This is a genomic window from Capnocytophaga cynodegmi (assembly GCF_002302475.1).
GTDB lineage: Bacteria > Bacteroidota > Bacteroidia > Flavobacteriales > Flavobacteriaceae > Capnocytophaga > Capnocytophaga cynodegmi.
In genome coordinates, this window is the sequence record NZ_CP022378.1 from 1,168,490 (window position 1) to 1,189,453 (window position 20,964).

Here is a 20,964-nt window from a genome sequence, read left to right on the forward strand (position 1 = left end):
ACATATCACAACTAAAACACAGACACTCTTCACGTAAAACCAGCTTGTAATTAATTCAAAAAAGTAGAGATATGAATGGGAAACTATTAGCATTACTTGTACTGACATTCAGTGTATTGTCTTTGTCAGCACAAATAAAAGTAACAGGAACTGTTACTGATGAGAATCGAAATCCTCTGCCAGGAGCTAGTATTTTGGTTAGAGGAAGTACACACGGAGTGAGTTCTGACTTTGATGGGAATTACGAAATAGAAGCCAAACAAGGCGACATACTTGAATTTAGTTTCATTGGATTCCAGACACAAACCCAGAAAGTAACATCTTCAGGCAAAACACAAACTATTAATGTCAAGCTTCAAGAAGACACACAACAACTTGATGATGTTATAGTCATCGGATACGGAACTCAGAAAAAGGAAAGTTTAACAGGAGCTTTGCAAACCATTAAGAAAGAAAAATTAGCTGACATTACCACTCCTTCTGTGGAAAATATGCTTAATGGAAAAGTCTCAGGGGTATTTGTTGCTCCTGGTTCAGGACGCCCTGGAGAAACTGGAGCTATCATTATTCGTGGTAAATCAACTCTGAACGGAAGTACTGCTCCTCTTTGGGTAATTGATGGAGTTATAGTAGGGTCAGATGCGGGTTCTTTGAATCCTTCAGATATTGAATCAATGACCATTTTAAAGGACGCAGCTTCTACCGCTATCTATGGTTCACAAGGGGCTAACGGAGTTATTCTGATAACCACCAAAAAAGCCAAAGAAGGGAAATTACAATCGCAAGTATCGGTACGACAAGGGGTTAGTATGCTTTCTAATGGTAATTTAGAGATGATGGACGGAGCTGAGTTATACGATTACTTCAATTCATTTTCAAATAAATCCAGTATCAGATTTACCCAATGGAATCCTGAATTACGCAATAGTAATTTCGATTGGTGGAAACAAGCCACAACAATGGGAATTGTGAAAGATTATAGTATTTCGGTAAGTGGAGGCTCAGAAGCACTTCGTTCTTATTTTTCAATTGGTTATTATGATGAAGAAGGAGCTGTAAAAGGATATGACTACAAAAAATATGATTTCCGATTAAAAGCAGATTATCAACCTTTCAAGTGGCTTACTATCAAACCAAATATTTCTGGCACAGTTCGAACTACTGATGATAGGCAACATTCGGTAGGGGCAATGTATTCAAATTTACCTTGGGACAGCCCTTATGACAAAGATGGAAATATCGTTCCACACCGTTCTTCACTTTGGGTGAATAGAAATTCAACTAACTATTTATATGATTTACAATGGAATTGGGGAGCAAGTAAGTTGTTCCAAGCAATGGGTGGATTGGATTTTGATGTTAAGATTAATGATTGGCTTACTTTTTCTTCGGTGAACAACTACAAATATATAAGTAGTTTTTCCAATAGTTATGAAGACCCTCGTTCATCAGGAGGAGAAAGTGTTAAAGGAAGAATATCTGAAGGACAAAATAATATTATACGCCGTTATACAAATCAGATATTGAAGTTTGATAAATCGTTTGACAAACATTCTATCAATGCACTTGTGGCCTATGAATATAACGACTATTGGGGGAAATCACTTTCTGCAGCAGGTACAGGTATCGTTCCTGGCTTCTCTGTTCTTGATATAGCTACAAAACCTGAAAGGACAAAAGGAGGAATTTCTGAATGGGCTGTTCAATCGGTCCTTTCAAGGATTGTATATAGTTATGATAATCGGTATGTTTTGGAGGGTTCTCTACGTCGTGATGGGGCTTCTAACTTTGGTACAAATGCCAAATATGGAACTTTCTACTCTGTTAGTGGAAGTTGGAATGTACATCGCGAAAATTGGTTCACTCCCAAATGGATAAATATACTTAAGCTTCGTGCATCGTACGGAACTGTAGGTAGTCGTCCTAATTTTTTATATCCTCAATATGATTTATACGCTATTTCTACAGGAGCGAGTTACAATCAAACGCCTGGTGCTTTAATTTCACAGGTAGGAAATAAGGATTTAACTTGGGAAAGTACCGCTACTACAGGTGTTGGGCTTGATATAACTCTTTTCGACAGAGTATCTCTCACATTTGATTATTACAACAAGGACATAAATAATATTCTGTATCCTGTTCCAGTTTCGGGACTTACAGGTGTAACTTCAATTTGGAGAAATGTAGGAAGCCTTGGCAATAAGGGAGTGGAAGCAACTTTAACTGCTTCAATCATCAAAAATGATAACTTACACTGGTCTGTTGATGCTAACTTTGGCAAAAATATCAATGAAGTAAAAAAATTATATGGAGATAGGAAAGAAATTATCATATCCGATGGGTTAGGCATCGCAGGTAGTACCAACAAGTTACTAAAACCTGGACTTGATGCCGATACTTTCTATATGGTAGAATGGGCGGGTGTTAATAAAGAAACAGGAGCTCCACAATGGTACAAAACAGTGAAAGATGCAGATGGTAATGAAACCCGTGAAAAAACCTCCAATTACGCTGAAGCAAATCAAGTTGCTGTGGGCAACGCTACACCTGATTTCTTCGGAGGTTTTGGAACTTCATTAACTTATAAAAACTTTAATCTGAGTGCTAATTTTGGTTTCTCATACGGAGGAAAAATCTATAACTACTCTCGAACAGAGTACGATTCTGACGGAACTTATACAGATAGAAATCAAATGAAACTTAAAAAAGGTTGGTCAAGATGGGAAAAACCAGGTGATGATGCTACACACCCTAAGGCTGTGTATGAGAATAAAAGTAACGCTAACAAAGTGTCTTCTCGCTTCTTGGAAGATGGAAGTTACTTAAAACTTCGTTCACTATCAATAGGTTATAATCTTGATTTATCTGCACATAAGCTTCCTAAGTTGTATTTTTCTCTTACAGGAGAAAACCTATTCTTTATTTCGGATTACTCAGGTGTTGACCCCGAAATACCTACCAGAGAAGGAACGGCTATCAATTCTGCTGGGCCATCAATTTATCCAGCAACACGCAAATTTATTTTTGGAATAACCGCTAATTTTTAAAATAAACATTATGAAAAATATAATATATGCACTGATAATTACCATAGGATTATACTCTTGTGATATCGACAGATTTCCCCACGGAAGTATGTCTTCGGAAAAAATAAAAGGTGACCCCGATGGTTCACTTGATGGATTACTTAACGGCTGTTACGCACAGATGAAAGGTTGGTCGGATGTGATGCACCGCTGTGGCGAATATGCTGGCGACAATATGATGATTCGTGGAAGCTCCACTGACGCCTTTTATGAATTTATATCTTATTCACGTACACCTATCAATTATCGTTTACAATCTTTTTGGGATAGTGGTTATAAAGTAATTGCTCAGGCATCTAACATCATTAAGTTAATTCCAGAAGAAACAGCTTCTGATGAAACCAAAAGCAAATTAGGTGAATGCTACTTTTTGAGAGGAATGATGTATTTCTACCTTTCAAGGGCTTACGGGCGACCTTATTCTCAATCTCCTGAAACAAATTTGGGAGTACCCATAGTAAACGGAACCCCAGATGACCTTGTGAATTTGACACTTCCTGACCGTGCCACTGTTAAGGAAACTTATGAACAAGCCATCAAAGACTTAACAAAAGCAGAAGAGCTTATAACACGCGAGAGAGGAAATGCCTACGCTTCGAAAGAAGCAGCTCAAGCTCTTTTATCTAGAGTATATCTTTATATGTCAGGAACTTACGAAAATCCTAACACCAATTATGCTCAACTTTCTGTTGACTATGCCTCCAAGGTTATCAACTCTGGTAAATACTCTTTGCTTGATCGTCAATCTTTTATGAGATACAACACCTTAACACCAGAGAACAACAAAGAATCTATCTTCGTAGTAAAAAGAGTTGCTACAGAGTTTTCAGGATACGACCATTATTACGGAATTGGTGGTATGTACGCCAACATTGGAGGAATGGGTTGGGGAGAAATGTATGCCAGTGCCAAATACATCGATTTACTCAACGAAACAGGACGCAATGATTGGGCAAACAGAAAAATTGTTGATGCTCGTGCAAGTTTTATTGAACCTCAGTATGAAGTACCTGTCGATATAAAAGGATATAACGAAAAACATAAACAAAAAGTCTTCCGATTTATCCATAAAATGAAAAATGAACAAGGCCAACATACTGGTTATGGATATATACAAGCCCCGTTGGATTACGATTATGAGAATAATGTATTGAGAACGCCTACTTGTTTCATCACAACTAACAAAGTGGAAACTCCGTTCACTCTTAAAGTTGTAGATGTTTCACAAGGAATGTATTCTATTGAATATGAAGGAGAAGTATATCAAGGAGTTATAGATGATTTGATGAAATTAAATCGTGCTTATCCTATGTTCTATATTACCAAATGTTCACGTGAGGGGGAAGATTCACATCTGCATTCACCTGTAATTTCTCGTTTGGCTGAAGTTTACCTAAACAGAGCTGAAGCAAATGCCAAATTAGGGCGTTATGGCGAAGCACTTACAGATTTGAACACTATTCGTGAGCGTTCCATCATTGGTGGAGGTTACCCTTCTTTAGATGCTTCAAATGCCAGTGAATTGATTGATAAGGAACGTCAATTAGAATTAGCTTTTCAAGCTGAGCGTAGTTATGATGTATTCAGAAATGGCAAACCTCTTAAACGTCATTATCCAGGTCCTCATAATGCACTACAAGATATTTCTGCAGATGATTACAGAGTTGTTTATTACATTCCGCAAACAGCGATAAATTCATACCCAGGAACACTTACACAAAATCCTACGAAATAACTTTTTCTAAATAAAGCAATTTAAATAAACAATAGCGACGTATCGCTATTGTTTATTTTTTATTTACACACGAATTACAAAAAATAAATGTTACCTTTGTGGCTGGATAAAAATGAGTATGTAAACCAAAATTAAGTAATTATGAATTTTTTAGATTTAGCAAAAAATAGATACACAACAAAAGTTTATCAGAATAAAAAAATTTCTGAAGAAAAGATAAACGATTTAAAAGAGATTTTACGTTTAGCTCCTTCCTCAATAAACTCACAGCCTTGGAGATTCATCTTTGTTTCTGATGAAAACAAAAAGCAAGAATTGGCAAAAGTTTCCTTTTTTAATGAATCAAAAATCAATAATGCAAGTCACTTAGTTGTATTCTTAGGATTTGATGACCTCGAAAAATTTGAAAGCCAAATTCGAAAGTGTTTACCAGAAGGGCAAGTCAATTATTACTTACAGAATGTAAAACCTAAAGGTGAGGAAGTTACAAAAAAATGGTTACATCGGCAAGTGTATATTTCTTTAGGTTATTTCTTAAGTGCCTGTGCTTCAATGGGAATTGATAGTACACCTATGGAAGGAATTCAAATAGAGAAATACGATGAAATCTTACAACAAGATGGTTATAAAACACTTTTTGCCGTAGCAATCGGTTATCGTGATTCAAATGATAGCAATCAACCTGATAAAAATCCTAAATCACGTTTACCTCTGGAAGAAGTTATTTTTGAATTATAAAATCAAAAAAAGGAGTTAGAACTTTTCTAACTCCTTTTTTGTATGTCAAATAAATTGCATTTCTTACAACCATTTTACTAAAGCAAAATCCTGACGATGTGGCAATAAATCATTTTTAGGGAATATACGTACTGCTAATTGTAACGAACCAGGATAATCCGTAACTACCTCAAGTACATAGACTCCTTTACTTCCTTCTTGTGAAACAGGTGTAAATTCTTTCTTATCCACTACCTTTATGCGTCCGTCTTTATCTTCTTTAGCAATAACTAATTCTACTCCAATATCACTTACTTTCAAATCTCCGATATCCAGAGTGATTTGCCCTTTATAGTTTTTACCTATTGAGATAAGTTGTTTATTCTTATTTGGCGTAATTACCTCAACAACCTTGATATTATCCCACTCTTGGCTTACCTTACGTTTCCAAGCAGAAATTTCTATTGCAGTAGCATAATTATTCTTTTTCAAACTTGCTGCACGTTCACTCATAGGATAATAGAATTGATTTTCGTAATCCGTTAGCATTCGTGTTGTTGTAAAGTTTACTGCCACTTTAGCAATTGTATTTTTGATGAAAGAACACCATCTTTGCGAAATTCCATCTCTGTCTTTTTCATAGAAGGCTGGAGCTATCTCATCTTCAATGATATTGTAAATCGTTTCGGCATCCATCTCGTTCTGATACTCTTGGCTTTCGTAGGCACGTTCCATTGGCAATGCCCAACCAGCATCTTCACGATAACCTTCTACCCACCATCCGTCAAGCACACTGAAATGCATTACACCATTCATTGCTGCCTTTTCACCACTGGTTCCTGAGGCTTCTTGCGGACGTGTAGGTGTATTCATCCATACGTCAACCCCTTGAACCATATGACGAGCCAATTCCATATCATAATTCGGGATGAAAAGAATTTTTCCTAAGAATTGTGGTAATTTTGATATTTCGACAATGTGTTTTATCAAATCTTGTCCTGCTTTGTCCGCTGGGTGAGCTTTTCCTGCAAAAATAAACTGTACAGGACGCTCTGGATTATTCACGATTTTATCTAATCGGTCAATATTTGTAAACAACAAATGTGCACGTTTGTAAGTTGCAAAACGACGAGCAAAACCAATTGTCAGAATATCTTTACGTAAATTTTCTTTGATTTCAATTAATTGTTTTGGAGAGAAATAGGGTGTATTCTTTTCTAAACGTAGTTTCTGCTCCACACGTCTTAAAAGTTTGGCACGTAGTTCAGTTTTTACTTCCCAGATACGTTTGTCTGAAACCTTATAAATTCCTTCAAAACTTTTTGGGTCATATGTGTGTGTTTTAAAATCTTCACCAAAAACTTCATTTTCAATTTCTTTCCATAATCCTGCTGTCCAAGTTGGTTTATGTACTCCATTGGTTACATAACTAATATGTAATTCTTCAGGCATATATCCAGGCCACAAATATTTGAAAATATCTCGGCTCACTTCTCCGTGCAGCCAACTTACTCCATTTACTTCCTGAGAAAGATTTGCCGCCAAATTACTCATCGAGAATTTTTCTTTCGGATTGTACAAATCTATCTTACCTAAGGCTAAGATTTGCTCCCAATTCACGTGTAATTTCTCCGTATAATTCTCGATATAAGCACGTAACATACCTTCTTCAAAGAAATCGTGTCCTGCAGGAACTGGTGTGTGCGTGGTAAATAATGACGATGCGCGAACTACCTCCATCGCTTCGGAGAATGATAAATTATCGTTTTGGATATATTCGCTAAGTCGCTCTAAACCAATAAATGCCGCGTGACCCTCATTGCAGTGATAAACATCTGTATCAATGCCCAATTTACGCAACATTTTGATACCTCCTAAACCTAAGAGCATTTCTTGTTTCAAACGATTTTCCCAATCACCTCCATACAAGTGATGTGTTACAGATCTGTCATCATCTCTATTATCTTCAAAATCAGTATCTAATAAGTATAATTCTATTCTACCTACATCTACACGCCAAACTCGTGCGTATATGGTTCGTTGCGGTAAGTCAACCGATACAATTAACCATTTGCCATTGGGTTCAGTTACAGGAGTTACAGGGATTTTAGAAAAGTCTTGTGCCTCATAATCAGCCTCTTGATTTCCTGCAGAAGATAACTTCTGTGTGAAATATCCGTAGCGGTACAACAAACCAACCCCTGTTATCTTTGTAGCTTTATCACTAGCCTCTTTCAAGTAATCTCCCGCCAGAATTCCCAATCCTCCCGAGTAAATTTTTAATGAAGAATGTAATCCATATTCCATACTAAAATAAGCTACGGAAGGGCTATCCATTTCTACCTTTTTTGCCATATAATGCTGAAAATCATCATATACTTTTGATAATTTTTTCATAAAAACAGCATCATTTTCTAATTCTTTGTATCTAGAAAGAGAAATTGTATCAAGTAAAGCAATTGGGTTTTTGCGAGAGTCAATCCATTTTACGGGGTCGATACTATAGAACAACTCTGAAGCCTCGTTATTCCAACACCACCATAAGTTTTTGGCAAGTTCTTCAAGTGGCTGTAAAGCTTTTGGTATCGCCCTGTGAATGATAATGTTACGCCATATAGGAGTATTAACCATTTTACTTTTTTCTAAAGCTGATGAACCCTCTGTATCAATATTTGGTAAATTGATTACTCGGTCTTCAATACTCGTTAAGGTAAGTTCATACGTTTTAAAATAATGCTGACTTAAGTTCTTCCACAAAGCAATCTCTGAAACTTTACCCGCTGTTTCACGTAAAGTCTCAAAATCCTCATCTTTCATTTGCAAAAGCGAAACTATATTTTTAGTAACTTCTGCTACTACATCTCCATAATTTCCATCATTACGTGAAATAACCTCAATGGCATTCTGTTTTTCAGGATAATATTGTTCTACCCACTTTCCGAATCCTGCTAATGACGTAGTTATAGTAGGAACCTTGAAAGCCAAACTTTCCAAAGGTGTATACCCCCAAGGCTCATAATATGAAGGGAATACAGTTCCGTCTATTCCAATAAGCAAATCGTAATATGATAGATTAAACACTCCATCATTTCCATTCAAATAGCTTGGACAGAAAATCACTTTTACTTTGTCTTCCTTACGATTGAAAAGCTGTTGTTCGTGTATTCTTCTTAAAATCTGGTCATTATATGTATCTGACAAATAATGTGTAAGATGTTTTTGTTCATTTTCTTTAGCCTGTTGCGGATTCTCCAAATTATGTAATAATCCTTGATTTACACCTTCGTGAGCTGTAGGGATAAGAACAAAGGCAAGTAATTCTTTTTTATTTTTAGCACTTCTGTTTAAAGCTCCTAATGAGTCGATGAAAGCGTCAATTCCCTTATTTCGGAATTCATATCTTCCGCTAATTGCCACGATTTTTGTATCTTCACTAACAGAATATCCCACAAGTGCTTGTACAACCTTATGAAGTTGTTTCTTAGCTTCTTTGCGTTTTTTATCAAAAGTTTTCGCCGCTGGAACGATAGAATCTTCAAAACCATTTGGTGTGATAATATCTGTTTTTCGCCCTAAGAAATGTAATGCTTCATTGGCTGTAAGTTCACTTACAGTGGTAAAGGTATCAGCCGTTTTTGCTGCGGCTTTCTCCAAAAAATGTTTATGCTGAACACCAAATCGGTATGCCATTTCCTCAGGATTATAGCCCTTCATATTGTCATAAAGTGGATAGCCATTTCCTGCAATTGAACGCCCTACCACTGTTGCGTGTGTAGTGAAAACAGACCCTATCTTTGGCATTTTATCTTCAATGTAAAGCACACCACTTCCTGTCATCCATTCGTGGAAATGACAAAGTACATTCTCACGTGAAGCTGTATTGAATTTCACGAAACTTTCTATAACTTTTGCTGAAGCATATCCAAAAAGTACTGATTCTATGTAATCCCACGAACTATTGAGTGAATCCAACTTGTATGTATCCCAATAGTAACGCAAAATCTCATTTTTATTACTTATATAACGAGCAAAATCAACCAAAATTACTATCGGATTGCCTGGTATATTCCAATTCCCCACACGAACACGTAGTCCTTCACTTTCTGCTTTGGCTTTCCAAGATTTGAATAAATCCTTATTCTCCACAAACTCCTTACTTTCAGTATGTTGCCATACATCTGGACCTATGAGGATATATTTATTTTTGAATTTCTTAGTGATACTCAACGCCTTAGTTGAAATAACGGTATGAATACCTCCTACTTTGTTACATACTTCCCAACTTGTTTCAAATACATAGTCAGGGTTTAATGTTACTTTCTTTGTTGGCATAATTTAAAATATGTTGTTGCTATTATTAACTATTTTTTTGTTTTTTTTCAAGAGGTAAAAGTACAAATTAATATTTTCCTTAGCAAGAATAATAAGAAAAATTTACGACCTAAATAAAAAACAAAAACCACAGTTTTCACTGTGGTTTTTGCAATTCCTAATCCTTAAAAATATGAAAAATTTCCTCTATGAAGAAGATCTCGTGGTACCTCCAGGAATCGAACCAGGGACACAAGGATTTTCAGTCCTTTGCTCTACCAACTGAGCTAAGGTACCAGTTGTTTTGCTTTGCGAGTGCAAATATAGAAACTTTTTTACAACTTACCAAACAAATTTCACGATTTTATATAACTTTTTACACAAAAACAATACTTATCATTGATTTTCAATCTATTGAATAAAATAATTTCTCTGTAAAAATTTTTATTTCTCCTTTCAATTCTCTTGCTTTATGATATATTTCAGAGATATCAATGTCTGAATTATCTGTCTCAAAAAAATAGCTTCCTTGAGGAATTGTTTTAAATACATTCTGCAATTTTTCGTTTGTAAGTAATTCTTTCCCGAAAGAAAGATATATTCCTTCTCTTAAAAGCATATCGCATACGGACTGATTCTTATTAAATCCGTGTAATATCCACATCTGACGAGGTCGAAACTTCTTTTTGCAACTAATTAGTTCACTGTATGATTTTACACAATGAATGATGAGTGGCTTTTTCAGACTTTCCGATAATTCTATATGTTTTTCGAATATGATTTTTTGTAATTCCAGACTTTCGGAGATGTTTTTATCCAGCCCACATTCGCCGATAGCTACACAATTAGGATGTTCAGCAACATTCACAAGTGTATTCCATTGCTCGTTCCAATCTTCCAAATACCAAGGATGAATACCCACAGAAAACCAATCAGTTGTATCAGCCGTAAACGGATATTCATTTCTTATAACAATGGTATCAGAGGACGATTTTTGCTTGTGCGAATGTACGTCTAAAAATTTCATTCTTTATTTTTGGTATCTATGATAATGGTAACAGGACCATCGTTGCACAAATTAACTTTCATATCTGCTCCGAACTCCCCCGTTCCTATTTCTTTGCCTAAATCATTTTGAAGTTGACTTACAAACCTCTCATACAAAGGTATCGAAATATCAGGCTTAGCCGCTTTGATGTAACTCGGTCTGTTTCCTTTTTTGGTAGAGGCGTGTAGGGTAAATTGTGAAACTACGATAATCTCTCCATCAATATCTTTGACGGATAAATTCATCACACCATTTTCATCATCAAAAATGCGGAGATTCACAACCTTTGATGAAAGCCATTTCACATCTTCATCGGTATCGGCTTCCTCTATGCCAACCAAAATTAATAATCCTTTGTCAATTTTTGAAGTTACTTCATTTTCGATAACCACAGAGGCTTCCAACACACGTTGTATTACTATTCTCATCTGTACTTCCTACCTATTTTATTTATTCAATTATTTTCAATTACAAAAGTAAACCTTTTTTCGTTAACCCTACAATTTCTGAAAATAAAAAGAAGAGGAGTAAATACTCCTCTTCCGACGTAAATTATAAAACTTGAAAACACAATCCTTCTACAATCCCCAACGCAGACCGAAAGAAAGCGGATATTCCTTAATTGGGCTATTTCTGAAAAGTGGAACGAGACTATATTTTGTGTAGAAAACAACATTTCTGTAACCAATATGGGCTGACAATCCATACACCCAATCATTTGTACTTAATTTGTTGTAGCTCACTTCCTTGCTTCTGTTTCTGTTCTCATTATAATACTTCACTTTTTGTTTGCTGGTTAATAATCCGCCAACATATGCCCCCACACCCAAACGGAATCCTCTGTTGTATTCCCTTTCTCTATAGTCATAATGCCCGTCCAAGTTCATTTCCAAACTAATTGGAATTATCAAATACGTCGCTCGAAATTTCGACTTATAAGCCTCATAGGGATATGGCTGTATTGAAGTTACGCCCTTATCATTAACGAAGTACTCACTTCCTTTCATCTTTAATTTATTAATCATAAGAGAGTAGCCATAGTTGATACGAAGTAATTCACTGTTTTTGAATAGCCTCGTACTTCTCCCCGCTCCTATTTCCAATGATTTTGACCCCCATACTTTGAATTTATCACTTCCAAAATTCCCTGCACTACTTAATGTATGAAATCCTAAAGCTATGTGAGACCCTGATATGGTACGTTTTGACTTTCTGGGAGTCGGAAAAATATTAATTTCTGTCCTTTCTCTATTCTTTTTACTTTTGGTTATTCTAATCAAGCCCAGGATGTTTATATCCTGTACTTCTGTGTTGATAGTATCTGAATACTTCTGGCCATCTTCATTAGATATATTATTTGCTAACATATCAGGTTCGGTTGAGAAAAGTGAGTCCAGCTTTTGCATTGCTCTATCAATCTCTTTTTCAATATGAATATTTCTATATTTTTGAATAGAATCCTGCTTGGAGAGTTTTTCCTCCATTATTTTTTGCTGCATTGCTCTATCCTCTTTTAATAGAAGTATAATTTTGTCCTTTTCTTTTTTGATTTTGTTCTGAATGCTATCTTTTGCTTGTGAAGAAAGGCTCTTTTTCATTTTGTTGGCTGTGTATTCGGATATTTCTTTTTTCTTAGCCATTCTATCAATCACGATGATTTTCTCTGTCAGTAACTTTTTTTCTTTGTTAATGATAGAATCTATCCTTTCTTTTGATTTTTGAATTCTTTTGTTGTAATCATCTTGTCCTACAATCATTTGTGGAAGAAACAGGAAGATAAATAAAATAAAGTTTATAATTCTCATATGTTATATATTTAAAAATTAGTTATCTCTTTTCATAGAATGAAGTGCGATTTTCAATTTGTCGTACTCATCGTTCACTTTGTCAAAAAACAAACGAACTTTGTACCTAAAATATGACTTCTCAATATCTGAAAGTATCTTTTCAGCATCTAAGTTTTCCTCTATGTACTTGTTCAACTTCGCTTCAGATGAGGCAACGAGTAGCAATTCATCAGGAGTAATATTCGTGAAATACATTGCCTGAAAGATGCTATCAACACGCTGTTCAAAAATAGACTCTTCTTGAAGTGCTAAAAATATTTTGTCTGCAGAAAAATCTTCTAAAACCTCATCTACATATGCTTTCAAAGAAGAAGAAATTTCATCTTTTAATATTTTTTTCGATTTATCATCCTTGAAGGGTTCTTTTCTGGTAACGAAGTCTACATTATTGATTTGATAATGCTTTTCGGAAGTTATTGAATTTGTGTATTCTGTTTTGAAGCTATCTTTTTGTGTTTTGTGTAATTGAAAATCTTTAGTAGCGTTATTTTTTAGTGATTCTGAATTTTTAGTAGCGATTGCATATTCCTCTGCCTGATTGTCTTCATCAAAAAAAACTCTATTGCAGAATATCGCCATCGATAGTAAGGATATCATAAACGATGCAGCAATGTAATACATAAATTTTTGCTTTTTCTTCTTAGCATAATGGTTATCTAACTGATTCTCCAACTGATGCCAAAGCTCTTGTGTGGGTATAATCTTTCTATCCTCAAAGGTATTTTTCACACGATTTTTCCAATTATTTTGCATAATGATATTTTTTATTAGTTAGTTTCTCTCTCAATAATTTCTTGCTATATGCCAGTTGCGATTTGGAGGTACCTTCCGAAATACCCAATTCTTCTGCTATTTCTTTATGGCTGTACTCTTCAAATACATATAAATTGAAGACCATTTTGCAACCTGACGGAAGCTCATCTATGAATGCTTGTAAATATTCTTGCTCAAACAATTGCTCACACGATATTTCCTCTACATCATCGTAGGAATTTTCCCAATCCAAATACATTACCTTTTGGCTTTTGCTTCTTAAAAAATCAATAGCTTCATTCACTACAATGCGTCTCATCCAAGCATACAGGTGTTCTTGTTCCTGATAGTCTTTCAAATGGGTAAAAATTTTGAAGAAAGCTTTTAACAGAATGTCCTCAGCAAAGTGCAAATCATTAATGTACAAACGGCACACACTCAACAAGGAGGAAGCGTACGCCTCATAAAGCTCCTTCTGTGCCAAACGTTCATTTTGTTTTGCTCTTTCAATAAGATACTTTGTATCCGATTTCATTTTTATACTCTTCGACATTCTTGTTAAGTAATTCTATTAATCTTTTTTCTTATTTCATTCCTTTGTTAAGTTATTTTACCTCCTCGAAAGGCTATTTGTACTAATACAACGAAAAAAAGAAGGCAAAGGTTGGAAATAAATCTTTAAATATCAAAAAAGGCTACCCCTACAACAGGGATAACCTTTTCCTTTTATATGAAAAATTTAAAATTCAATAACGATTTCAAACAAATTTAAAATCAAAATATCATAATACAAGATATTTTGAATATAATTTACCTTTTATGACTCTATTTTTCCCATACTGCTACTTTCATTACCCCGACGAGATGTAATTCTTCGAGCAAATGTATCAGAAAAGTACTTTCTGCTGTTATTAATTACATCTAATAATTTTATATAGAAATCAGATTGTTTTATCTCCGTCGATGAAAAAATATAGTTACAAATTTTGCGATAACTATCTCCCATCTCTTTTCTTAATGACCTGATATTGTAACTCGTTTTTCCAATATTCTTGTGTGAACGTTCCGAAAAAACTATTTCAAATTCAGAGCTTGATTTTTCTAACTCCTCAACAAAGGGTAAAATCTTCAATGCTGAAACATCATTTGTATATTTTTCTGACTTCAATAGTGATAACAGCGTACTCATACGCTTTGTTTGTATCTCGTATGCCTGTTCCTCAACATCTTTGTAACTAGCAAAAAGCATTGATAGATTGTGATAAGCATTTTTCTGAACTTCAGTCTTTGCATTTCGATAAGGCTTAATACTTGCCCGTAATGCTTTCATATCATCATCACGTACCTTATCTAATTTTACTAAATTTTTGGACTCTTCATTATAATATGTTTGTTCCAGTGCCTTATCATAAACACTCAAATGCTCTTCCAAATTCTTAAGAGCTTTTTTTAATGATTCATCTTCTGATAAATCAATTCCTGATTTAGTAATGTCTTCAAACAATCGAGTTAATAATTGTCCAAACTCTGCATTTTGCAAACGCGATGACTCCAATTTTTGTAAGTTTAACTTCTCCATAATATCAATTTTTAATGTTAGAATTATAAAATATCTATCGTAGTCCTATATTTTGAACTCTCAAAATAGCATATCTACCCTACAAACGTACAAAAATATATTCATAAATTAAAAATATTTATAAAATATTTAAGCTTTTATTTTCTAATTTCAGAGAATTATTTACGAATTCTCTTTTTATATCATTTTAAAATGATTATTGAAGAAATACACATACGATATACCCAATTTATTTCAATAAATAAAGAAATATATCTACGACACTTCTAACTAATTTTATTTATGATAGAAATACAACTACGACATATTTAATAGTTTTTCAGCATAGCTAAAATATAACTACGACAGCTTAAAATAATTTTCAAAGTCTCAAAAATACTACTCCGATATACTTTATATGTTTTCATTACAAATAAAATACAACTACGACAGCTTGAAATAATTTTCGAAGTCTCAAAAATACTACTCCGATGCATTTAATACTTTTTCAGCATAACTAAAATACCACTACGACAACTTAAAATAATTTCAGAAGAAGTTAAAATAATAGTAATATCTATTGTAATAAAAATAAAAATTGCTACCGTATCCCTACAGCAGCAATAAAACTATTTATGGGTATAGCATTACGCTATGAAAGCAATGGCTATCAAATAGCCACAACCTTTCGTTTTTCTATTTCAACCTGATATGCAATTCGTCAAGCTGTGTGGAGTCAATCGGTGAGGGTGCGTCAATCATTACATCGCGTCCCGAGTTATTTTTCGGGAAGGCTATAAAATCGCGGATAGTTTCTTGTCCGCCCAAAATGGCAACCAATCTATCAAACCCAAAAGCCAAGCCTCCGTGTGGCGGTGCTCCATATTTAAAGGCGTTCATCAAGAAGCCAAATTGAGCCTCTGCTTGTTCAGGTGTAAAGCCTAACAACTCAAACATCTTCGCCTGTAATTCTTTATTGAAAATTCGGATAGAACCACCTCCTATTTCGTTTCCGTTCAGCACCAAATCGTAGGCATTGGCACGTACCGCAGCCGGATTGGTATTAAGCAAGGGAATATCTTCCGGTTTTGGAGATGTGAACGGGTGATGCATTGCAAAAAATCGGTTCTCTTCTTCGTTGAATTCCAACAATGGGAAATCTACTACCCATAGCGGAGCAAATTCGTCCGCTTTGCGTAAGCCCAAACGCTCGGCAAGTTCCATACGCAAGGCTGAAAGTTGCCCACGCACCTTGTCGGCTTTTCCTGAGAGAATACAGATAAGGTCTCCTGCCTTTGCCTCAGTGCGTTCCGCCCATTTTTGGAGGTCTTCTTCGCTGTAAAATTTATCAACTGACGATTTGAAGCTACCATCATCATTGCATTTAACATACACCATACCTGAAGCTCCTACCTGTGGGCGTTTTACCCATTCGATTAAAGCATCGATTTCCTTACGTGTGTAGCTGTTAGCCCCCGGAACGGCAATCCCTACCACCAATTCCGCTTCGTTAAATACTTTGAAATCTTTGTGTTGTGCGATATCGTTAAGCTCACCGAACTTCATTCCAAAACGGATATCGGGTTTGTCGTTTCCGTAGGTTTTCATCGCTTCGGCATAGGTCATTCGTGGGAATTTCTCAATAGAAATGCCTTTTACTTCCTTCAACAGATGTTTGGTAAGTCCCTCAAAGGTGTTGATGATATCTTCTTGCTCCACGAACGACATTTCGCAGTCGATTTGGGTAAATTCTGGCTGTCTGTCAGCACGTAAATCCTCATCGCGGAAGCATTTTACTATCTGAAAATATTTGTCTAACCCACCGACCATCAAAAGTTGCTTGAACGTTTGTGGCGACTGCGGAAGGGCGTAAAATTCTCCCTCGTTCATACGACTTGGCACCACAAAATCCCTCGCTCCCTCAGGGGTTGACTTTATCAGCACGGGTGTTTCCACCTCAATAAATCCTTCTTTAGAAAGATAATTCCTCACCTGCATCGCTATCTCGTGACGGAAAATCAAATTGTTGCGAACTGGCGTACGACGAATATCCAAATATCTGTATTTCATACGAATATCCTCCCCTCCATCGGTATTATCTTCAATAGTAAAAGGAGGAAGTTCCGATTTGTTCAATACAAGCAATTCCGAAACCAAAATTTCGATTTCTCCGGTGGGAATATGATTGTTTTTTGCCTCACGTTCAATGACTTTTCCCGTTACCTGAATTACGTCTTCGCGAGAAAGTGTTGTAGCCAATTCCAAGACGTTTTTGCTGGTGCGTTCTTCGTCAAAAATAAGTTGAGTGATGCCATATCGGTCGCGGATATCCACCCAAACCATAAAACCTTTATTGCGGATTTTTTGTACCCAACCACTGAGGGTAATTTCTTCATTTACATCGGAAAGGCGAAGTTCGCCACAAGTATGTGTTCTGTACATTTTTAGAAATCTGTTTTACGACTGCAAAAGTAGCATTTTTTTAAGAATTGATGGCTTGAAAATGTTTTTTTCAGCAAACAAAATAAAAGCCACTTTTTTAAGTGGCTTTTATTAAAAAATTATTCTTCATCATTATAATCGTCGTCTTCGAATTGGTCATCATCATCGACCTCTTGTTCTTCAGTTACTTTAGAGATAGATTTTTTTCCTTTTTTAGGTTTATCCGAAGGGTCATTGTTTTTCAAAAACTCTCTGATTTTGGCTTCAAGTTCTTCTGCCAATTCAGGATTATCTTTCAAAAGAGCTTTAACAGTATCACGCCCCTGTCCTAATTTGGTTCCTTCATAACTGAACCAAGAACCGCTTTTTGTGATAATGTTTGCATCTACTCCAATATCAATAATCTCACCAATTTTCGAAATTCCTTCGCCAAACATAATATCAAACTCAGCTGACTTGAATGGAGGAGCCACTTTGTTTTTTACAACTTTTACTTTGGTTCGGTTTCCGATAATCTCTCCGTTGGAATCTTTGATAGTTCCACCACCTGCTTTGCGAATATCCAAACGCACAGAAGCATAGAATTTTAAAGCGTTTCCTCCCGTAGTAGTTTCAGGATTTCCGAAGCTAACACCAATTTTATCACGCAATTGGTTAATGAAAATTACAATACAATTGGCTTTATTGATGCTTCCTGTTATTTTTCGGAGTGCCTGTGACATCAATCGAGCGTGTACCCCCATTTTTGAATCCCCCATATCTCCCTCTATTTCACTTTTGGGGGTAAGGGCTGCAACAGAATCAATAACAATCAAATCTACTGCATTTGAACGGATTAGGGCATCTGCAATTTCAAGAGCTTGTTCTCCGTGGTCGGGTTGTGAAACCAACAAATTGTTAATATCAACACCTAATTTGTGAGCATAAATTCTGTCAAAAGCGTGTTCAGCATCAATAAAAGCCGCAGTTCCTCCTGCTTTTTGAACCTCGGCGATTGCGTGTAACGTCAGCGTGGTTTTCCCTGAAGATTCAGGTCCAAAAATTTCAATCACACGTCCCTTTGGGTATCCCCCAACTCCCAGAGCCATATCCAAACTCACTGAACCCGTTGAAAAAGTTTCAATTTCTTCGATAGTAGCATCACCTAACTGCATTACAGTCCCTTTTCCAAAAGTTTTATCGAGCTTTTCTAAAGTTAGCTTTAAAGCGTTAAGTTTTGCTTCTTGTGGGCTTACTTCTTTAGTATCTTTTTTTGCCATTTTTCTAATATTTTCTAAATCTGATTTATTGGGTTGCTAAGTTAGCATTTATTTTTAGAGAATACAAATCGTTGAGCAAAATCCTACAAACAAAAACAGCTGCAAATTCACAGCTGTTTTCAAATTATAAAATTTAATCTCTTAATCTGCTAATATCGTTGCTCTGTTATTATTAAACTCCAGAGTACCACCATTGATAGCCAGTAAAAACTCTTTTTTCTTATCCCCTTTTTCAAAACGAGAAGATACATCTTCCCTTGGATGAATATCCCCGTACAATTTTATGTATCCTTTAGTTAAAACTGAAATGATTGCTGCGTGATTTTCCAACATTTGAAACTCTCCATTAATACCTGGAACAGATATAGCTTCCACTTCTCCTTTGTACAGAATCATCTCAGGGGTAACAATTTCCACTTTCATAAGTTATTCTTTTTTTGAATAATTATTGAGCTTCTGCTAACATTTTCTCACCAGCAGCGATAGCGTCTTCAATACTTCCTTTTAGGTTGAAAGCTGCCTCTGGCAAATGGTCTAACTCCCCATCAATAATCATATTAAAGCCTTTGATAGTGTCTTTAATATCTACCAAAACTCCTGGAATACCTGTAAATTGCTCTGCCACGTGGAACGGTTGCGACAAGAAACGTTGTACACGTCGGGCTCTGGCAACAGCCAATTTGTCTTCTTCCGAAAGCTCTTCCATACCCAAAATCGCGATGATATCTTGCAATTCTTTGTAATGTTGTAGCAATTTTTTTACACGTTGAGCACATTCGTAATGCTCTTTTCCTAAAATTTCTGGCGTTAAAATTCGTGAAGTAGAATCCAACGGGTCAACAGCAGGATAAATACCTAACTCGGCAATTTTACGAGAAAGTACCGTTGTGGCATCAAGGTGAGCAAACGTAGTTGCAGGAGCAGGGTCAGTCAAGTCATCCGCAGGAACATAAACTGCTTGTACAGAAGTAATTGAACCCGTCTTTGTTGATGTAATACGCTCTTGCATCGCACCCATTTCAGTAGCCAACGTAGGTTGATAACCCACCGCTGATGGCATACGACCTAACAATGCTGATACCTCAGAACCCGCCTGAGTAAATCGGAAGATATTATCCACGAAGAAAAGTACGTCCTTTCCTTGCCCATCACCAGCTCCGTCACGGAAATATTCAGCAATGGTAAGCCCTGAAAGTGCCACACGAGCACGAGCTCCTGGTGGTTCGTTCATCTGACCGAAAACAAACGTAGCTTTTGATTCTTTCATCGCTTGTTTGTCCACTTTGCTCAAGTCCCAACCACCTTTTTCCATAGAATGCATAAACTCCTCACCATATTTGATGATGCCAGACTCTAACATCTCTCTCAAAAGGTCGTTCCCCTCACGAGTACGTTCTCCTACACCTGCAAATACGGAAAGACCTCCGTGTCCTTTCGCAATATTATTGATAAGTTCCTGAATCAAAACGGTTTTACCTACACCAGCACCACCAAACAAACCGATTTTTCCTCCTTTGGCATATGGCTCGATAAGGTCGATAACTTTAATTCCGGTGAAAAGTACTTCGGTTGAAGTAGAAAGTTCTTCAAATTTTGGAGCCTCGCGGTGGATAGGTAGTCCGTTAGCTCCATCTTTTGGAAGATTTCCTAACCCATCAATTCCATCACCGATTACGTTGAATAGGCGTCCGTAAATATCTTTACCAACAGGCATTTGAATAGGATTTCCTGTTGCAATAACTTCAGTGTCACGGCTCAAACCTTCGGTTGAGTCCATCGAAATGGCTCTAACGACATCTTCACCAATGTGCGATTGCACCTCCAATACCAGTTTTGAACCATCTGCTTTAATAATTTCCAATGAATCGTAAATTCGAGGAAGTTCGCTCTCGGAAGCAAATACAACATCTACTACCGGCCCGATTACTTGTGATACTTTACCTTTTTGAGACATTACTTATTATGTTATCTATGATTTTAAAAATTTGACTTTATCAATGCAAATTGTACTGAATTGCATACAATTACCATTGTCGGCAAAGATATATTTTTTATCGAGAATAAAAAAGAAAAAAGTTAATTTTATTTTAAAATCAATTTTTAGAGTGGTAAAATTCATATAAAAACTTAATAAAATTTTTCACTTCTAACAAAATGGTTTCAAAATAAACACAATAACAAACTCATTATCAATATAAATAAAATTAC

Annotated in this window: 14 protein-coding genes and 1 tRNA gene; 3 read left to right on the forward strand and 12 right to left on the reverse strand. The window is 35.8% G+C overall.

The genetic code is table 11. The features are described 5' to 3' along the window. The first annotated feature begins 71 nt into the window (after nucleotides 1-71). The 3 genes from CGC48_RS05245 to CGC48_RS05255 all read left to right on the forward strand — a co-directional run bounded on the left by CGC48_RS05245 (nucleotide 72) and on the right by CGC48_RS05255 (nucleotide 5,559). Nucleotides 72-3,047, forward strand: coding sequence for a SusC/RagA family TonB-linked outer membrane protein (locus CGC48_RS05245; RefSeq protein ID WP_098028738.1), 2,976 nt, complete (start codon nucleotides 72-74; stop codon nucleotides 3,045-3,047). Nucleotides 3,048-3,057: 10 nt separating this feature from the next. Next, a complete protein-coding gene (locus CGC48_RS05250) occupies nucleotides 3,058-4,821 on the forward strand; it encodes a RagB/SusD family nutrient uptake outer membrane protein (RefSeq protein ID WP_098028739.1) in 1,764 nt (587 codons plus the stop codon). A gap of 141 nt (nucleotides 4,822-4,962) precedes the next feature. Further along, a complete protein-coding gene (locus CGC48_RS05255) occupies nucleotides 4,963-5,559 on the forward strand; it encodes an NAD(P)H-dependent oxidoreductase (RefSeq protein WP_098028740.1) in 597 nt (198 codons plus the stop codon). Between the two features lie 63 nt (nucleotides 5,560-5,622). Here the strand turns inward: CGC48_RS05255 and glgP are convergent, their stop codons facing one another. From glgP to atpD, 12 genes are all read right to left on the reverse strand, one after another. Then, the gene (gene glgP, locus CGC48_RS05260) at nucleotides 5,623-9,873 is read right to left on the reverse strand and encodes an alpha-glucan family phosphorylase (protein WP_098028741.1); all 4,251 of its coding nucleotides are present in this window, start codon (nucleotides 9,871-9,873) and stop codon (nucleotides 5,623-5,625) included. Nucleotides 9,874-10,073: 200 nt separating this feature from the next. After that, nucleotides 10,074-10,146 (reverse strand) — tRNA-Phe (locus CGC48_RS05265). A 109-nt stretch (nucleotides 10,147-10,255) separates the two neighbouring features. After that, a complete protein-coding gene (locus CGC48_RS05270) occupies nucleotides 10,256-10,876 on the reverse strand; it encodes a TatD family hydrolase (protein ID WP_098028742.1) in 621 nt (206 codons plus the stop codon). Continuing rightward, on the reverse strand, nucleotides 10,873-11,325 hold the full coding sequence (dtd, locus tag CGC48_RS05275) for a D-aminoacyl-tRNA deacylase (RefSeq protein WP_098028743.1): 453 nt from the start codon (nucleotides 11,323-11,325) through the stop codon (nucleotides 10,873-10,875). The genes CGC48_RS05270 and dtd overlap by 4 nt, the downstream gene beginning before the upstream one ends. A gap of 150 nt (nucleotides 11,326-11,475) precedes the next feature. Then, nucleotides 11,476-12,702, reverse strand: a complete 1,227-nt coding sequence (locus tag CGC48_RS05280; protein ID WP_157909872.1) for a hypothetical protein — start codon at nucleotides 12,700-12,702, stop codon at nucleotides 11,476-11,478. A gap of 18 nt (nucleotides 12,703-12,720) precedes the next feature. Next, nucleotides 12,721-13,497, reverse strand: coding sequence for a hypothetical protein (locus CGC48_RS05285; protein ID WP_098028745.1), 777 nt, complete (start codon nucleotides 13,495-13,497; stop codon nucleotides 12,721-12,723). Next, a complete protein-coding gene (locus tag CGC48_RS05290) occupies nucleotides 13,487-14,032 on the reverse strand; it encodes an RNA polymerase sigma factor (RefSeq protein ID WP_018279876.1) in 546 nt (181 codons plus the stop codon). The genes CGC48_RS05285 and CGC48_RS05290 overlap by 11 nt, the downstream gene beginning before the upstream one ends. 282 nt (nucleotides 14,033-14,314) lie before the next feature. After that, the gene (locus CGC48_RS05295; RefSeq protein WP_098028746.1) at nucleotides 14,315-15,076 is read right to left on the reverse strand and encodes a DUF6261 family protein; all 762 of its coding nucleotides are present in this window, start codon (nucleotides 15,074-15,076) and stop codon (nucleotides 14,315-14,317) included. 675 nt (nucleotides 15,077-15,751) lie between these two features. After that, nucleotides 15,752-17,497 carry an aspartate--tRNA ligase gene (gene aspS, locus CGC48_RS05300; RefSeq protein WP_098028747.1) on the reverse strand — a complete coding sequence of 582 codons (1,746 nt, stop codon included), beginning with the start codon at nucleotides 17,495-17,497 and terminating at the stop codon, nucleotides 15,752-15,754. 119 nt (nucleotides 17,498-17,616) lie between these two features. Then, nucleotides 17,617-18,756 (reverse strand): recombinase RecA, encoded by a 1,140-nt coding sequence (gene recA / locus CGC48_RS05305; protein ID WP_098028748.1) that lies wholly within the window; start codon nucleotides 18,754-18,756, stop codon nucleotides 17,617-17,619. Between the two features lie 141 nt (nucleotides 18,757-18,897). Then, complete coding sequence (locus CGC48_RS05310; RefSeq protein WP_098028749.1) at nucleotides 18,898-19,179, reverse strand: F0F1 ATP synthase subunit epsilon; 282 nt, start codon at nucleotides 19,177-19,179, stop codon at nucleotides 18,898-18,900. Between the two features lie 22 nt (nucleotides 19,180-19,201). Next, nucleotides 19,202-20,710 carry a F0F1 ATP synthase subunit beta gene (gene atpD / locus CGC48_RS05315; RefSeq protein ID WP_018279881.1) on the reverse strand — a complete coding sequence of 503 codons (1,509 nt, stop codon included), beginning with the start codon at nucleotides 20,708-20,710 and terminating at the stop codon, nucleotides 19,202-19,204. Between the last annotated feature and the right edge of the window lie 254 nt (nucleotides 20,711-20,964).

Coding starts and splice junctions, on each gene's coding strand:
- CGC48_RS05245 (WP_098028738.1), top strand. CDS start 72: ATGAATGGGAAACTATTAGCATTACTTGTACTGACATTCAGTGTATTG.
- CGC48_RS05250 (WP_098028739.1), top strand. CDS start 3,058: ATGAAAAATATAATATATGCACTGATAATTACCATAGGATTATACTCT.
- CGC48_RS05255 (WP_098028740.1), top strand. CDS start 4,963: ATGAATTTTTTAGATTTAGCAAAAAATAGATACACAACAAAAGTTTAT.
- CGC48_RS05270 (WP_098028742.1), bottom strand. CDS start 10,876: ATGAAATTTTTAGACGTACATTCGCACAAGCAAAAATCGTCCTCTGAT.
- dtd (WP_098028743.1), bottom strand. CDS start 11,325: ATGAGAATAGTAATACAACGTGTGTTGGAAGCCTCTGTGGTTATCGAA.
- CGC48_RS05280 (WP_157909872.1), bottom strand. CDS start 12,702: ATGAGAATTATAAACTTTATTTTATTTATCTTCCTGTTTCTTCCACAA.
- CGC48_RS05285 (WP_098028745.1), bottom strand. CDS start 13,497: ATGCAAAATAATTGGAAAAATCGTGTGAAAAATACCTTTGAGGATAGA.
- CGC48_RS05290 (WP_018279876.1), bottom strand. CDS start 14,032: ATGAAATCGGATACAAAGTATCTTATTGAAAGAGCAAAACAAAATGAA.
- CGC48_RS05295 (WP_098028746.1), bottom strand. CDS start 15,076: ATGGAGAAGTTAAACTTACAAAAATTGGAGTCATCGCGTTTGCAAAAT.
- aspS (WP_098028747.1), bottom strand. CDS start 17,497: ATGTACAGAACACATACTTGTGGCGAACTTCGCCTTTCCGATGTAAAT.
- recA (WP_098028748.1), bottom strand. CDS start 18,756: ATGGCAAAAAAAGATACTAAAGAAGTAAGCCCACAAGAAGCAAAACTT.
- CGC48_RS05310 (WP_098028749.1), bottom strand. CDS start 19,179: ATGAAAGTGGAAATTGTTACCCCTGAGATGATTCTGTACAAAGGAGAA.
- atpD (WP_018279881.1), bottom strand. CDS start 20,710: ATGTCTCAAAAAGGTAAAGTATCACAAGTAATCGGGCCGGTAGTAGAT.